Consider the following 16,261-nt stretch of genomic DNA (forward strand, 5'->3'; position numbering starts at 1 on the left):
GTGAGCGAAGGCAAAAAGATCGGCTTCTGGACCTGCACCGCCCTGGTGGTCGGCAACGTGATCGGCATGGGCATCTTCATCCTGCCCTCGTCGCTGGCTCCCTACGGTTTCAATGCGTTGATCGGCTGGCTGGTGACCCTGGTCGGCTGCCTGATCCTGGCCCGCGTATTCGCGCATCTGTCCAAAGCGCTGCCGGGAGCCGACGGACCGTACGAGTACATTCGCTGCACCCTCGGTGATCTCCCTGCCTTCATGGCTTCGTGGGCGTACTGGGTCTCGCTGTGGCTGACCAATGCGGCGCTCGCCACCGGCGTGGTCGGTTACATCACCGTGGTCATGCCGCAACTGGCGGTGATCCAGCCGGCACTGTTCGCGCTGGGCCTGTTGTGGCTGTTTGTGATCGTCAATCTGTTCGGCGTGCGCTCGGGAGGCGCCGTGCAGATTGTCACCTCGGCGCTGAAGCTGTTGCCCATGGTTGCCATCGCGATGCTCGGTGGATGGGTCCTGCTCACCTCCCCTGCAAGCTATGTGGCGCACCCGCCGGCCACGCCGATCACCTTCAGCGGCATCCTGGCTGCCTCGACCATCGCCCTGTATGCGATGCTTGGCATCGAGTCGGCCAGCATTCCCGCCGGGCGCGTCAACAACCCGGGGCGCACGATTCCACGCGCCACCATGGCAGGCGCCATTCTTGTCGCGATGGTCTACATCGTCGTCTCGGCCGTGCCACTGCTGTTGATCGATCAGACGGAGCTGGCCAACGCCAATGCGCCGTTCGCCTTGCTGATGGATCGCTTCTCCGCGGCCGGCTCCGGTCGATGGCTTGCCTTGTTCGTGGTGGTGAGCGGGCTGGGCGCGCTCAATGGCTGGACGCTGCTGATGGGCGAACTCACCCGCACCATGGCCAATAACGGCGTGCTGCCGGCCGTGTTCGCGCGACAGAATCGCCGCGGTGCACCCGCCATCGCGCTGGTCGTCACCGGCCTGCTCGCATCGGTGATGACCTGGATGAGCTACAGCCAGTCGCTGGTGGCGGCGTTCACCTTCCTCACCCGCGTGGTCACGGCGGCGAATCTTCCGCTGTATCTGTGCTGCTCGCTCGCGCTGGCCGTGTTGTGGCGTCGCAACGCTGCCTTTGGCATGGGCCGCAAGGTATTGCTGGTGGCGATTGGCGGTGCGATCTATGCCGTGTTCGCCTTCGTGGGCAGTGGTCACGAGCCCTTCCTGCTTGCGATGGGCCTGATCGCGGCGGGCCTGCCCCTCTACGCCATCATGCGACTGCGTCGCAAATCGCCGCACAGCGCAACCGCACCGGCCAAGGTATGAGTTCGATGAGAGATCCGCGCTACGACATCCTGTTCACGCCGGTAAAGATCGGCCCCGTCACGGCAAAGAACCGCTTTTTCCAGGTACCCCATTGCAACGGCATGGGCCACGCGATGCCGCTGGCGCACGCCGCCATGCGCGAGATCAAGGCCGAAGGCGGCTGGGCGGTGGTGTCGACCGAGGAATGTGAGATCCACCCCAGCAGCGATCTCACGCCTTACGTCGAAGCACGCCTATGGGACGACCGCGATATTCCCGCGCTCGCGCTGATGTGCGACAAAGTGCATGCACATGGCGCGCTCGCAGCGCTCGAGCTTTCGCACAATGGTCCGACCGCATCCAATCTTTATTCACGCGAAGTGCTGCTCGGCCCCTCGCACCAGGTATCGAAGTACGGCTATCCCTCGCAAGCCCGCGCGATGACCTTGCACGATATCCGCGAGTACCGCCGCTGGCATCGCGAGGCCGCCTTGCGCGGCAAGCGCGCGGGCATGGACATCATCTATGTCTACGCTGCGCATGACTTGTCGCTGCCCATGCACTTCCTGCAGCGCCGCCGCAACCAGCGCAGCGACGAATACGGCGGCTCGCTGGAAAACCGCGTGCGCCTGCTGCGCGAAGTCCTGCAGGACACCCGCGATGCCGTCGGGGACACCTGCGCCGTCGCGCTGCGTTTCGCCACCGAGGAATTGCTCGGGCCCGGCGGCGTCGAACTGGCCGAGGCACAGGACATCGTCGGCATGCTGGCCGAGCTGCCCGACTTGTGGGACGTCAATCTCGCCGCCTGGTACAACGATTCGGTGCCCTCGCGTTTCGCTGCCGAAGGCGCGCAGGAACCGTTCATCGATTTCGTCAAGAAGACCACCACCAAGCCGGTGGTCGGCGTGGGCAGGTTCACCTCGCCCGACACCATGGTGTCGCAGATCCGGCGCGGCGTGATCGACCTGATTGGCGCGGCGCGTCCATCGATCGCCGATCCTTACCTGCCCAAGAAGATCGAAGAAGGTCGCGTTGACGATATCCGCGAGTGCATCGGCTGCAATATCTGCGTCTCCGGCGACATGACCATCTCGCCGATCCGCTGCACGCAGAATCCAAGCATGGGCGAAGAGTGGCGCAAGGGCTGGCATCCCGAACGTATCCGCCCCGCGCCCCAACCTACCCGGGTACTGGTGGTTGGCGGCGGCCCGGCAGGCCTGGAGGCGGCACGCGCACTCGGCCAACGCGGCCACGACGTAAGCCTGGCCGAATCGCGCAAGGAACTGGGCGGCCGTGTCACGCGCGAAGCCCGCCTGCCCGGACTCGCCGAGTGGGCACGCGTGCGAGACTGGCGCATGGGACAGATCGGCAAGCTCAACAACGTGAGCGTCTATCTCGATTCGCCGCTCACCGCGCAGGACGTGATCGATTTCGGCGCCGAACACGTGGTGCTGGCCACCGGCTGTCACTGGCGACGCGATGGCTTTGGCCGCAGCAATGGACTGGGCATTCCCAGCCTGGCGGACAACGCACGCGTGTTCACGCTCGATGACCTGATGGATGGCCGCCTGCCCGAAGGCCGCGTCGCGATCTTCGACGATGACGGCTTCTACTACGCCAGCGTAGCCGCCGAACTGCTGCGCGCTCGCGGTTGCGAGGTCGCCTACGTGACGCCGGAAGACAGCATCGCCCCATGGAGCGTCAACACGCTCGACTACCGCCATATCCGCAAGCGCATGGCCAAGCTCGGCATCGAGGCCGTGGTGTCGCACAACATCGCTGGCTTCGACGGCTCAACGCTGACGCTGGAAAACAGCTGGGACGATCAGCGCACCGAGCGCCCCTGCGATGCCGTGGTCACCATCACCTCGCGCCTGCCCGACGACGCACTCTACCAGCAGCTCTTGCAACGCCAGGGTCACTGGGGCGGCGCCGGCATCCGCTCGGTACGCTGCATCGGCGACGCCGAGGCGCCCGGCCTGATCGCCCATGCGATCTACGCCGGCCACCGCTACGCGCGTGAACTGCAGGAGCCGGTGACCGGCGAAGTGGCGTTCAGGCGCCACTTCCACACGGCCGATCCCGATGACCTGCGACGCGAAGCCCTGGCTTGAGGCTACGAACTCTGTGCGCCTGACAGGCCCAGCTCGGCGGCAATCACATCGGTGTACTTCAAACCTGCACCGGTGTTGAAGATCACCACGCGGTCGGACGCCTTCAGATCGCCCGAGGCGATCAACTGATCGTAGGCAGCGGTGGCCGCTGCGCCCTCCGGTGACAGGAAGATGCCTTCGTTGGCCGCCCAGTCGCGCAACGACGCAAAGGTGTCTTCATCGGATACCGCCACAGCCTTGCCGCCCGAAGCGCGCAAAATATCCAGGATGATGTAGTCGCCATACGCCTTGGGCACGCGCAGGCCCGAGGCTGCCGTCTTCGGATCCGCCCACATCTGGCTGACCGCAGCACCTTCGTCAAAGGCCTTCACCACCGGCGCGCATCCGGACGACTGAATGGCGAACATGCGCGGCCGCTTGCCCGGCTTCACCCAACCCAGTTGCTCGAGCTCGTCGAACGCCTTCCACATGCCGATCAGGCCGACGCCGCCACCGGTGGGATAGAACACCGCATCGGGGTATTCCCAACCAAGCTGCTCGACCAGTTCGTAGCCCATGGTCTTCTTGCCTTCCACGCGGAACGGCTCCTTGAGCGTGGAAATATCGAACCAGCCCTCGCTCGCCTTGCGCTCGCCGACGATGCGCGCGCAGTCGGAAATCACGCCGTCGACCAGGGTCACTTTGGCGCCATAGGCGGTCGCTTCCACCAGGTTGGCGAGCGGCACATCGCGCGGCATGAAGATATGCGCTTCGATATCCGACGCGGCGGCATAGGCAGCCAGCGCACCAGCCGCGTTGCCGGCCGATGGAATGGCCAGTTTGCGCAGGCCATAGTGACGCGCCATGGTCACGGCCAGCGACAGCCCGCGCGCCTTGAACGAACCGGTGGGATTGGCGCCCTCCTCCTTCAGGAAAAGCGCATCGTGACGCTTGCTGCGCAGCATCGGCGTCCAACCTTCGCCCAGTGTCACGGGCGCCACCTCGGGCAGCACGGCGCGATAACGCCACATGCCTCGCCATGGCGTGCTCGCATCGCCGCCGCTCACCACATCGGCTGGCGAGCTACCGAGCAGTGGCGTGAGGTCGTATCGCACGTAGAGCGCGCCCGCAGGTTGTTCGGGACATTGCGTGCACAGCGTCTGCGGCACATCGGCCGGCAGTCGCGCATGGCAGCGGGAGCATTCGAGATAGGCAATGGCAGGCATAAGACCTCGCTAGGGATGGGCGATGTTCAGAGCAACGGTGTGGAGAAGGATCTTCATGGGCGATCGCTATCGGCGGGCGCATCAAGCTGCCCTTCCCACGACGCCACCACGCTGGCCGCCACGGAGTTGCCCACGATGTTCGTCGCCGAGCGCCCCATGTCCAGCACGTGATCGACCGCCAGCACCAGCGCGACGCCGGCGTCGGGCAGGTGAAAGTAGTGCAGCGTCACGGCAATCACCGCAATGGCGGCGCGCGGCACGCCGGCCAGCCCCTTGGTGGTGAGCATAAGCAGCCCGAACAGCGTGATCTGTTGCCCCACACTGAGTTCGACGCCATAAGCCTGTGCGATAAACAGGATGGCGAACGTGCAATACATCATCGCGCCATCGAGATTGAACGAGTATCCCAGCGGCAGCACGAAACTGGCGATGCGCCGCGGTATGCCGAACGCCACCAATTGCTCCAGCAGGCGCGGATACGCCGCTTCCGACGAGGACGTGGCAAACGCCAGCAGCACCGTCTGCCGGATGCTGGTCAGCAAACGCAGGCTGCGCGATCCGATGATCAGGCTTAACGCGGCCAGCAGCAGTACCCACAGAATAAGCAGCGCCAGGTAGAAGCCCGCCACGAAGCGCGCATACGTGCCCATGATGGCGATGCCGTGCAGGCAGATAGAACTGGCCAGCGCCGCGAAGATCGCCAGCGGCGCGACCTTCATCACATAGTCCGTGATCTTGAACATCACCGCGGCCAAAGAATCGACCAGCTCGACAAAGCCCTGCGCCTTGTCCTTCAGCGATGCCGCCGCCAGGCCAATCAGGAGCGAGAACACCACGATCTGCAGGATCTCGTTGTCCGCCATGGCTTCGACGAAGGAGCGAGGGATCAGGTGATTGATGAAGTCCCCCAGCGAAAAACTCGTGGCCACGCCTGCACTGCCGCTTGCCGCCGGCCATTGCGCAAAAGCGGGCATGGCATGCAACGCGGCACCCGGCTGCAGCCAGTGCGCCATCAGCAGGCCCACGGTGAGCGACACACAGGAGGCCGCGACGAACCAGGCCAATGTCTTGATGCCGATACGCCCGATCTCCGCCGCACCACCCATGCGCGCGACGGCGGATACCAGCGAGGCAAACACCAAAGGTGCGACGATCATCTTGATCAGCCGCAGAAAGACATCCGTGATGACAGAAAGGTCAGCAGCGATGGCGGTCGCCCGATCCGTCGTCAACGTGCGATTGCAAAGCCAGCCCACAAGCACGCCGAGCAGCGTAGCCACCACGAGGGACAGCGTGAATCCGTGCCGTCCTCGCGCCCGGGAGCTGCTTTGCTTATCGCCGGTCAATGCCATCCATCCTCACGTCGCGCGACATCCGCTCAGGATGCACGGCGGGCTTCACGCGGCGCTGCCAACGCAAGCAGCAGCAACACGATGGCGAGCACCACATAGGCGCCCGTGAACTGCCAGACCAGCTGGCTTGACGCCTCATCGAGTGTCCAGGGCACATAGATCCCGCCAGTCAGCTCCACCGAGTGAATGATGCCAAACAGGCTCAAGGCCGCGCCGGACAGCAGGATGCCGGCCGCGCGACGCGTTCGGCCATCGATCAGGGCCACCAGGAAACTCGCCCAGATCATCGAGGTGATGATGAAACCGTTGCCCAGCACGGTGATCACCGCCAGCTCGGAGATGCCGTGGCCATGCTCGGCGAACAGCGCGGCGTAGTGGTCGCTCGGCACATAGGTGGGATCGCTCAGCTTGATCGTCACCATGCGCGCAATGGCCGGGAAAAAGCTGAACACGACGGCCGCGGCATAGCGAACCGGCGTTGCCTCGAAAGCCTGCACGGTGATGCCGATCGCCACGAACACCAGGATCGGTGCCAGCACCGACAACGGCAGCAGTTCAACCAGGTTGGACAGGTAACCGAACACGCCGCCGAGACCGATCACCAGGCCCGTCAGCAGCGTGTAGCCGCTGCGTGCGCCCATCGCCTTGTACGACGGCTGGCCGATATAGGGCGTGGTCTGCGCGACACCGCCGCAGAAGCCTGCCACCAGCGTTGCCAAGGCTTCCACCAGCAGAATATCGCGCGTGCGGTAATCGTCGCCGGCGACGCGCGCGCTTTCCGTGACATTGATGCCACCCACCACCATCAGCAAGCCAAACGGCAGGATCAATGGCAGATAAGGCGTGGCTGCTGCGAGGCCTTTCATCCATTCCAGGGTCGGCAGCGGCAGCGCAAAACGCCACTGCCAGGCGACCGGCGCGTGATAGCCGCTACCCAGCCAGCCCAAGGGGCCCAGGCCGTAATACAGCAGTGCGGCAATCACGAACGCCACCAGCACACCAGGCAGCCCCAACGGCATGCGTGCACGCGCCACCAGCGCGTACAACACCACGCCCAGGCCGGCGAAGCCCACCACCGGCACCTTGAGTATCTCGATCAGCGGAAGAAAGCCCATCAGCACCAGCGCAATGCCTGCGATGGAACCAAGCAGACCCGCACGTGGCACATGCCGCTGCACCATGCCGCCGAAAAAGGACAGCACGAACTTCAGCACGCCCATGATCACCAGCGAGGCCATGCCCAGCTGCCAGGTGGCGATCGCCGCCGCGTGCTCATCGAGTCCACTCTGTTTGAATTGCAGGAACGCCGGACCAAGCACCAGCAAAGCCATGCCGATGCTGGTGGGCGCGTCCAGGCCCAGCGGCATGGCGGTGACGTCGTCGCGGCCCTCGCGCTTCGCCAGCCGGCGCGCCATCGCCGTATAGGCCAGGTTGCCCAGCAGCACGCCGAAGGTCGTGCCGGGGAACATGCGCAGAAACACGATATCGGCGGGGAACCCGAAGATCCCGATCAAGGCGGTGGCAAGAAAGGCCATGATCGACAGGTTGTCGACCACCAGTCCAAGAAAACCATTGATGTCGCCGGGTGAGAGCCAATGTTGCGAACGCATGCTGCTCATCTCAGAACGACACCTCGGCAGGCTGCGTCACCCGCAGCACGGACTGGTCACCCGTCAGCTGCTTCCAGGCAGCGCGTATGGCCTCCACCTTAGCTCGATTCTCCGCCGTATCGGGATAGTCGATCACCAGCATCTTGGAACGCAGGCGCTCCGGTGCAGTCTGCCCCTTGCCCTGCCACTGGCCATACACGTCGACCACGCTCAAGCCATCGGGGAACCGTGGCGTGACCTGCGCGTCGAGAAATTCCCGCCAGCGCTGCTCGCTGATGCCATGGCTTTCATCGCCGACGATGCCCAGACCGAAATACAACTTCGTATCCACCCACCCCTGCGTTTGGGCGGGATGCGCTGCGTCGCCATGCAAGGTGGCAGTCGCGGGAGCCACCGAGGCAACGCAACCGGATAGCAATCCGGCAGCAAGCACCGCCCACGCCAAACGCAAATGAAACATGGCTATTTCCTCATACCAATTTGGACATCTATACGGATAGAGCGTCAAAGCTCGCTGGTCTTCGCGCAGTATTGACAACATGACTTGCGCAATGCAACAAATAACCACCGGCCGCCTTGCGAGGTCGAGCCCACTGCCAGCTGTACCTGGGGATCAGGTTTGTCGAACATGATCGATTACATGCTTGAGAGCCCGCACGCGCCGCATGGCCTCGCCATGCGGCGATGTTGCCTGGCGTAATCGCTCGTCCGCGCCTCCCCGGCGCCAGTACTTATCAATCCATCCTGTCCTGCGTTCGCCCTCACCGCTCACGCGACGGACGGTTGCACCCCGAAGGAATTGCCATGTCGAACCGCCACGCCGCGCCGCCGCGCGTCCGCTTGCTCACTGCACTCGTCACCGCAACGCTGGCCGCGCCTTTGGCCCAGGCACAATCACAGTCCGCCGATGAGCAGCCCAAGACGCTGGGCCAGGTCGTGGTGACTGGCGTACGCGCCAGCAATCGCACGTCGCTGGATTCGCCCGTGCCGGTGGATGTATTGAGCGAGCAGGACTTGCGAAACGCCGGTGCAGTCAACGGCGAACTGGGCGCAGCGCTGGCCGTGCTGCTGCCTTCGTTCAATTTCCCGCGCCAGTCCAACTCAGGCGGATCGGACCATGTGCGTGCGGCCCAGCTGCGCGGACTATCGCCTGACGAAGTGCTCGTCCTGGTGAACGGCAAGCGCTTTCACACCTCGGCCCTGGTCAACACCGATACCAAGATCGGCAATGGCACGACGCCGGTCGACTTCAATGCCATCCCCATCAGCGCCATCAAGCGTGTCGAGGTGCTGCGCGATGGCGCCGGTGCGCAATATGGCTCCGACGCGATTGCCGGCGTCATCAACATCATCCTCAAGGATGCGCCCAGCGGTGGCGAAGTCACGGCCGATTACGGCGCCTACCATACGCATTTCCGGCCCACCAATCGCGAGATCACCGATGGTCAGGGCGGCTATGCGGCCGCGGATTTCGGCACCACGCTGGCTGGCAGCGGCTATCTTCATGCGGGCGTGGAGACCAGTCACCATGCCGGCACCAATCGCGCCGGCTACGACACCGTGCCCGACTTCATTGCCGATCCCACGCCGGCCAACCTCGCCCTGCGCGGGCACCGCAACTACGCCGCCGGCGATCCGCCCAACGAGAGTTACAACGGCTGGTTCAACGGCGAGCTGCCGCTGAACGAACACGCCAGCCTGTATGCCTTCGGTACGTATACGCAGCGCCGCACCATCGGCGACAACTATTTCCGCTATCCCGACAGCAATGCGAACGTGCCTGCCATCTATCCGGATGGTTACCTGCCGCAGTCCATCGGCCACAACCGCGATGCACAAACCGCCGGCGGCGTACGCGGCACATTGGGCGAGTGGAATTACGACGGCAGCCTCAACTGGGGCAGGAACGCGTTCGACTACGATCTGCGCGATTCGCTCAACGCCTCGCTCGGTGCAGCGAGCCCCACTTACTTCCATATCGGCAGCTACGCGTTCAATCAGAGCACGGCCAATCTGGACGCCAACCGCCAGTACGACGTGGCTGGCAGGATTGTCACGCTCGCCGTCGGCGGCGAGTATCGCTATGAAACCTTCCGCACCGGCGCGGGAGATCCGGCGTCCTACGCCGTCGGACCGATCGACGCACCTGCCGGAGCGCAGGCTGGCGGCGGCCTGCAGCCGCAGGACGCGGCGGATCTCTCACGGCGCGTGCAGGCGGCCTATGCCGAGGTTTCCAGCGACATCACCGACACCTTCTTCGCCGACGCGGCGGGCCGCCATGAACACTACAGCGACTTCGGCGGCAACTGGAGCGGCAAGCTCAGTGCGCGCTGGGAGTTTGCGCCTGGGTTTGCCTTGCGCGGCGCAGCGTCCAACAATCTGCGCGCACCATCGCTGAGCCAGATCGGCTACGAGGCCACCACGACGGGTTACGGCGCAGATGGCAAGCTGGTGACGGGGCGCATTCTGTCGGTCAACAATCCCTTGGCACGCGATCTTGGCGCGCAACCGCTGAAGCCGGAGAAATCGCGCAACTTCAGCATCGGCATCACCGGTCAACTCGGCAGCGCCTTTGACTTCTCCCTCGATGCTTATCAGATCGCCATCGACCATCGCGTCACCTTGTCCGAGACCATCGACAACGACGGGCTGGAGCAATACATCCAGCAGAATTTCGGCGTGGCCGGCGTGCAGAGCGTGCAGTTCTTCACCAATGCCGTGAATACCATCACGCGTGGCGCGGAATTGGTCGGCAACTATCGCACCGAGGTCGCCAACGGCAACCTGCTGCTCACCCTGGCCTATAGCCACAACAACACGCAGGTCCGAAGTGTCGAAGCTACCCCGCCAGCACTGATCGCGGCCGGCGCCGACAACGTGCTGTTCGGCGTGGAAGCGCGCAACACCTTGACAGATGCAGCGCCGCGCCAGCGCGGAAGCTTCACCGCCAAATGGGACAACAAACAGTGGGGCCTGCTCGGCCGCGTCACCCGTCAAGGCGCCACCACGCGCGTATTCGATTTTGGCGACGGCTATATCCCCACCCAGACCTATGCGCCCCGCTTCCAGCTGGACCTGGAAGTGGAGTACCGCGCCACCGACCACCTCAGCTTTGCGCTCGGCGGCGACAACGTCACCAACCAGTACCCCACCCGCTCCAACAGCGACATCAACTACGGCGGCAATTTCCCGTACGACGTGATCTCGCCGATCGGCAGCAATGGCGCCTACTGGTATGGGCGGGTGCGTTACACGTTCTAGCCAAGAGGGCGCTCAGGCGATGCCTGCGGCATGGAGGCGGATATTTACTCGAATGATGAGGTGGCCAGATCGCCCGTCTTCATGCCTGAAAGACCTTGCCGCAGGGCTCGCACGTCTTTGGCGCCATTCATGTCGCTGAATTGCCGCTGCGCTTCGCGCCATAGCGGCGCCGCTTGTTCGAACAGATCCTTGCCATCCGGGGTGAGCTCAACGAGACGGCTGCGACCGTCCGTCGGCGACGGTCGGAGCCGGACGAAACCGTCCCGCTCCAACACGCCAACCATTTTTCCCATCGCCGTTCGCTCGGTATCGAGACGCTCGGCAAGGTCGTTGATCGAGACGCCCTGCTCCTGGTTCAGCGCTGCCAATATCAGGAACTGCGTGATACGCAGACCGGTGGGCTGCAAGTGGCTGTCATACAGGCGCGAGATCTGCCGGGCAGCCTTCCGCATCGCAAAACAGTGGCATTGATCGACGCCGATGGGCGACCTGGCTGGCGACATCTCGACTCTCCTCAACCCTCGTGTAACGCGGACATCAGGCAAATGCAGCGCGATGCTGTTCGATAAAGGCCGGCACCGACAGCGCGGGCGTACCCGTGATCTTCTCGACTACATCATTGGTGCCCTGGAAGATGCCTTCCCGGTAATGCTGGGCCACTTCCACCAGGTGCTGGACCAGGAACGGAGGGAACTTATACACGTTTTCCATCTTGTGCCTGAATTCGTCGATCGAGGTCGGTGCATAGTCGATGCGTGCGCCGAGCACCTCGCTCATGGCCGCAGCGATCTCGCTGTGATTCATTTCGACGGGGCCGTGCAGGGTGTAGATCTTGCCCTCGTGCCCGGCGGGGTTGGCCAGGATATGCGCGATCACCCGCCCCTGATCGCCCGAGCCGATCGGCGCATGACGTCCATCCGCAAACGGAAACTCGATCTTTTTCCGGGCCCAGATCTCATGCGCAAAGTGCGGGTAGATCAGCCAGTCGGCAAAAAACGTAGGACGCAAATGCGTGGTGGGCACGCCGGACCAATCGAACACGCGCTCGGAGATCCAGTGGTCCTGGGCCGCATGGCTGGAGGACTCGCGGCGCGCGGAAATCTGCGACATATTGACGATGGCCGTGACGCCCGCCTCTTTCGCGGCCTGCGCCACATAGGCAGCGGCCTCGACGATACCCGGCGCGATCGGGTGCAGGAAATAGGCAGAGCTGACGCCTTCCATCGCCGCGCGAATCTGGTCGATATCGGTGAAATCGCCGATGGCGGTCTCCACGCCTCGAGCCCTTAGGGCTGCCGCTCTCTCGTCGTCCGAACGCACGTAGGCACGTACCCGCTGGCCCATTTTCAGCAGTTCGTCGATGGCGGCACCGCCGGTGCGGCCCGTCGCGCCACTTACAAGAATGCTTGCTTCGCTCATGACCTGGTTCTCTCGAATAATACGGGCATATGCTCTTATATCCAAAATAAGGGTGTATGCTCGTAGTTGCAAGGGATCCACCAGCCTTGACGCAATCGGATGTCGTCTCAGGTGCGGTGCCAGGATTCGGTGGGCTCGTCGACCGGACACAGGCATTCCAGTCGAAGCTCCTGCGGCCCCGGTGCCCGCGGCGTTCCCACGGTTGTCACCAGGGAGAAGTAGCTGAGTCTTAGTTCGCCATCGAGAAAAGTAAGCGGAACCACCGGCAACTCCGCGGCATCGCCGTCAACGGCGCCTTCGTCGACGTCGGGATAAGCGCGCAAAGCGGCGATGAGTTCGTGCAGCCGGTCGTCGATGAGGCCTCCCACGGCTTCGCGCCGCACGCGCTGGAACATCGCCCGCGAGAACGCGGGCCAATCCCCAACAAAGGGACGCAATCCCTGCGGGTCGAACAGCAAGTGCAGCACATTGCGCGGGCGCGGCCAGCGATCGAGATCGATGAAACGGCCGAAGAGCTGTCGCACGGCGTCGTTCGCCATCACCACATTCCAATAGCGATCCATCACCAGGGCCGGATAGGGCTCGTGTTGCGCCAGCATGCGTTCGAGCGCCCGCTGGACGGTCGACAAAGACCGGGCGTCCCACGCGTCATCCTGATACTGCGGCGCATAGCCGGCCGCAAGCAGCAGCTGGTTGCGTTCTCGAAAAGGCATGTCCAAACCGTCGGCCACCGCCATCAACGTGTGCCGGCTCGGCGAGCTGCGGCCGCTCTCGATATAGCTGAGGTGGCGCTGGGAGATTCCCGTATCGAACGACAACTCCTCCTGGCTCTTGTTGCGCATGCCGCGCCACGCTTTCAACAGTCTGCCCAATTCACCCGTGGTTGAAAGGCTTGCCTTGATCACGTTCGATTCCTCGCTGGCGATGGCTGCTCTCCTGTGTCACGGGAGTTGGCCTGCCAACAGTGTACCGATGCCGTGCCGGCGGCCTTATAACCTCCGAGGTTATTGAGATGCCGTAGCACCCTGCTCACACTCCTCTTCACCGATCCACCGATGCGCACGGAACGGGTCGGCTTTCTCAGGTCCAGGAGACACGTATGAGCAAGAACCAGGGCAAATTCAGCGAATTTGTGTTCAGTGCGCAGGAAGGTTTCAACGAGCCGGCAATGCGCGAAGCTTTCTCGCATGCGGTGCCACTGAAGACGGTGGTGATCTATTGCCTCGATCCCCGCGTCACCGGGATTCCCGCCGCTGTTGCCAGGCATTTGGGGGACGAGGTTTACCCCGGTGACGTGATCCTGGATGCCGCGGGGAACCGCGTCGGCTCCACCACCACCCTGGCTGCGGTCAGTGTGGCCGCCGGCCGGGCCATCGATGCATTGCGTTCGGTTTCCATCCTCCAGCACCTGTTCGGCATCAAGCGCGTGGTGGTGGTTCATCACTCCAACTGCGGCGCTACCTCGTACTCGGCCGAAGGCATCGTCGACGCCTTCCGGCATGAACACGGCGCGGATATCTCGCACGCTTACGAGACTCAGAGCGTGTGCATCGACGACTTTGAAGCATCCCTCAAGCATGACGTCGGCGTACTCCGGGCCAGTCCGGGTACGCCGAGCCACGTCGATATCTTTGGCTACTTCTACAACACCGACACCGGTGAGATCACCGAGGTCGTGCGGGACATCCACCAAGCCGTGGCAGCCTGAGTAAAACAGGGATGGAGGTCGTCAGTTGAGGATAACTACCTCCGTCCCCTTTCTACGATGATGCGAACCTTGATGCGTAGCGCGCAAGCTCCGCCGCCATCGTCAATCCCACCGGACGCGCTCCCACCACCAATACCTGTGTGTTCATCACTCGCTACTCCGATCGTCATCTCAGTGCATGAAGGGCCTTTCAAAGGCGAAGGCAGCGTCAGCCGCGGAAGAAATCGCCCGCCTCGAAGCCATATTAGTCGCTTGATTAATCTATTAATCGTTCGATTAATTATTGCAGGCAAAGCCCCGTGCAAGGCGGGCTGCCAGGATGTCGCAGCCCGCTCAGGCCAGGTGGCAACCTGGATCTCGCCTCGCGTCGAGAGCGCTTGCTGAGCGGCGATTCATTGGATCAACGCGCCGGGCAAACAGAGAAAAGGACTGACCGAATGCGCAAGCCCGCCGATCGCTCACGCCCCCGGCGCCAGCATCCCGGCGATGGCGAGCACGATGCCAAGCAGCCCGACGAGGCGACTGCTGAGGCCGCTGCCTCCCGCAGGCATGGCGCGAAACGCCTGGTAGATCTGGGGAAGGGTCGCGCTGCTCCTGATGTTGGGAAGCAGGCCAAACGCCTCGTACCAAGCCGAACAAAGCAGTGAGCAGGCGAACAAATAGGATCGGGGCGGATCGAAATGCAGCAGGCACCAAGGGGCGAGCACGAGCGCGATCATCGCGCCCCGCAACTTGTTCCATGCAAATCCGTTTGTCTGGCCCATCGCACGCCCCTTCCCTCTGCAGCCCGTCCATGGTGTGGCGTGCGCCACGATCAGTGCAAGTCCTCGACATCCCAGCGATCCGTGGATGCATTGACTTCGATACGAACACGCACGTCCGCGCGCTCAGTGCGCTCGGCAGCCATCTCCCGCGCCAGCGTAGCGAACTGCTCCTGCAAGGGTGTCGGCCGCCAGTCGCTGCGGCGAGTCATCGCGATGCGCCGACGCAGGACGCCGCCCTCGATGGGGATTTCAGTCAGCGCGCCAGCCTGGCGCTCGAACATGAACTGGTCCAGCGACATCAGGCTCAACCAGTCGCCTTTGAGCATGAGCCCGCGCGTCACCAGGACGGAGCTGCATTCGATGCGCGGCGTCGGCGGCTCGATGCCGTTGACGCGAAACAGCGTTTCCCAGTTGCGCCGCATCGGCACGCCGGGTGCCGGCACGGCCCAGGGATAGGCGAGCAAGTCGTCGATCGCCACCCGTTCTTGCTGTCGCAGCGGATGGGCGCTGTTGCCGACGATGAAGAGCTCGTCATCGAACAAGCCCTCCTGTTCTACGTCGTTGGCCGGCGCAGGATGGCGCATGGCGCCGCCGATCATCAGGTCGATATCGCCATGGCGCAACGAGGTGAGCAGCTCGCCATACGGCGCCTCGCGCACATCCACCGAGGCAGACGGATGTTCTTGCGCGAATCGCGCGAGCAAGTCCGGCAGAAACACCGCGCGCGCCATCGGCAAGGTGCCGATGCTGATGCGGCCGCCGCCGTATTTGCCGGCCGCGATTTCATCGACGCCGGTGCGCAGCTCCGCCAACATCAGGCGAACGAAGCGCACGAATCGACTGGCCAGGTCGGTGGGCCGCACGACGCGTCCTGCTCGCACCAGCAATTCCGAGCCCAGCGCATCCTGCAGCTCGCGCACGGCGCGATACACCGCCGGCTGCGATAGCGCGATCTGTTCTGCAGCGGTGGCGTAGCTGCTGCATTGAACGACGGCCACCAGGGCGCGCAGCTGGACCATGCTGATGCGTCGCTCGATCTGGTTCAGCGGCGCCAGACGCGCCGAGCGGCGCACCAGGCGCACGCCGTGAGTCAGATAGCGCAACGCGCGTTCCACGCGAATGATCCAGGCCCGTCCACTGATGGTCGGGCGCGTGCCGTCGACCTGCCGTTCGAACAAACGGATTTCGAGATTGCGCTCCAGCTTGCCCACGGCCTGCGTCAGCGCCGGTTGCGAAAGACTGACCTGCTCAGCCGCCACGCTCATGCTGCCGGCGCGTGCAATCACGCTCAGTGCATCGAGGTGGCGAAGATTGAGGGAGTAAATCTTATCCATGCGCAATCAATAGTATTTACTTATGTGTCAATAATAAAACGAATTTGGCAACACCAGTGTTTCGGCGCAGATTCCGCTCACGACCGGAGAGCGAAAAAACTCTCTCGTAACAATCGATATCAATCTCGAAAGTCGCGCCAGCGTTTTTCAATGACGCAACGCAGCATCAAAAGGCGCCGATCCCCCCAC

Annotated in this window: 13 protein-coding genes; 4 read left to right on the plus strand and 9 right to left on the minus strand. The window is 63.5% G+C overall.

Translation table 11 applies throughout. The features are described from left to right. Both AB4Y82_RS07180 and AB4Y82_RS07185 read left to right on the plus strand, forming a co-directional pair. Positions 1-1,326, plus strand: coding sequence for an amino acid permease (locus AB4Y82_RS07180; protein ID WP_441602172.1), 1,326 nt, complete (start codon positions 1-3; stop codon positions 1,324-1,326). Between the two features lie 5 nt (positions 1,327-1,331). Then, a complete protein-coding gene (locus tag AB4Y82_RS07185; RefSeq protein WP_441602173.1) occupies positions 1,332-3,419 on the plus strand; it encodes an oxidoreductase in 2,088 nt (695 codons plus the stop codon). Positions 3,420-3,421: 2 nt separating this feature from the next. Here the strand turns inward: AB4Y82_RS07185 and AB4Y82_RS07190 are convergent, their stop codons facing one another. From AB4Y82_RS07190 to AB4Y82_RS07205, 4 genes are read right to left on the minus strand one after another with little or no spacing between them, the layout of a single operon-like run. Next, positions 3,422-4,624, minus strand: coding sequence for a threonine synthase (locus AB4Y82_RS07190; protein WP_441602174.1), 1,203 nt, complete (start codon positions 4,622-4,624; stop codon positions 3,422-3,424). 53 nt (positions 4,625-4,677) lie between these two features. Next, positions 4,678-5,976 carry a dicarboxylate/amino acid:cation symporter gene (locus tag AB4Y82_RS07195; protein WP_441611196.1) on the minus strand — a complete coding sequence of 433 codons (1,299 nt, stop codon included), beginning with the start codon at positions 5,974-5,976 and terminating at the stop codon, positions 4,678-4,680. 26 nt (positions 5,977-6,002) lie between these two features. After that, positions 6,003-7,586 carry a hypothetical protein gene (locus AB4Y82_RS07200; RefSeq protein ID WP_441602176.1) on the minus strand — a complete coding sequence of 528 codons (1,584 nt, stop codon included), beginning with the start codon at positions 7,584-7,586 and terminating at the stop codon, positions 6,003-6,005. Between the two features lie 10 nt (positions 7,587-7,596). Then, the gene (locus AB4Y82_RS07205; RefSeq protein WP_441602177.1) at positions 7,597-8,046 is read right to left on the minus strand and encodes a DUF3574 domain-containing protein; all 450 of its coding nucleotides are present in this window, start codon (positions 8,044-8,046) and stop codon (positions 7,597-7,599) included. A gap of 344 nt (positions 8,047-8,390) precedes the next feature. Between AB4Y82_RS07205 and AB4Y82_RS07210 the strand changes: the two genes are divergently transcribed. Next, complete coding sequence (locus AB4Y82_RS07210) at positions 8,391-10,847, plus strand: TonB-dependent receptor plug domain-containing protein (RefSeq protein WP_441611197.1); 2,457 nt, start codon at positions 8,391-8,393, stop codon at positions 10,845-10,847. A gap of 44 nt (positions 10,848-10,891) precedes the next feature. On the opposite strand, the gene AB4Y82_RS07215 is transcribed toward AB4Y82_RS07210, so the two are convergent. The 3 genes from AB4Y82_RS07215 to AB4Y82_RS07225 all read right to left on the minus strand — a co-directional run bounded on the left by AB4Y82_RS07215 (position 10,892) and on the right by AB4Y82_RS07225 (position 13,171). Continuing rightward, on the minus strand, positions 10,892-11,350 hold the full coding sequence (locus AB4Y82_RS07215; protein WP_441602179.1) for a MarR family winged helix-turn-helix transcriptional regulator: 459 nt from the start codon (positions 11,348-11,350) through the stop codon (positions 10,892-10,894). Positions 11,351-11,384: 34 nt separating this feature from the next. Next, the gene (locus AB4Y82_RS07220; RefSeq protein ID WP_441602180.1) at positions 11,385-12,266 is read right to left on the minus strand and encodes an NmrA family NAD(P)-binding protein; all 882 of its coding nucleotides are present in this window, start codon (positions 12,264-12,266) and stop codon (positions 11,385-11,387) included. A 107-nt stretch (positions 12,267-12,373) separates the two neighbouring features. Then, the gene (locus AB4Y82_RS07225; RefSeq protein WP_441602181.1) at positions 12,374-13,171 is read right to left on the minus strand and encodes a helix-turn-helix domain-containing protein; all 798 of its coding nucleotides are present in this window, start codon (positions 13,169-13,171) and stop codon (positions 12,374-12,376) included. 194 nt (positions 13,172-13,365) lie between these two features. Here AB4Y82_RS07225 and AB4Y82_RS07230 point away from each other — a divergent pair, with 194 nt between their 5' ends. Further along, positions 13,366-13,974 (plus strand): hypothetical protein, encoded by a 609-nt coding sequence (locus tag AB4Y82_RS07230; protein WP_441602182.1) that lies wholly within the window; start codon positions 13,366-13,368, stop codon positions 13,972-13,974. A gap of 458 nt (positions 13,975-14,432) precedes the next feature. Here AB4Y82_RS07230 and AB4Y82_RS07235 read toward each other — a convergent pair whose 3' ends face one another. Further along, positions 14,433-14,738, minus strand: coding sequence for a hypothetical protein (locus AB4Y82_RS07235; RefSeq protein ID WP_441602183.1), 306 nt, complete (start codon positions 14,736-14,738; stop codon positions 14,433-14,435). A gap of 50 nt (positions 14,739-14,788) precedes the next feature. Then, complete coding sequence (locus AB4Y82_RS07240; protein WP_441602184.1) at positions 14,789-16,072, minus strand: LysR family transcriptional regulator; 1,284 nt, start codon at positions 16,070-16,072, stop codon at positions 14,789-14,791. Positions 16,073-16,261 lie beyond the last annotated feature (189 nt).

It is taken from the genome of Dyella sp. 2YAF14, from assembly GCF_052114725.1.
Taxonomy (GTDB): Bacteria; Pseudomonadota; Gammaproteobacteria; order Xanthomonadales; family Rhodanobacteraceae; genus Dyella.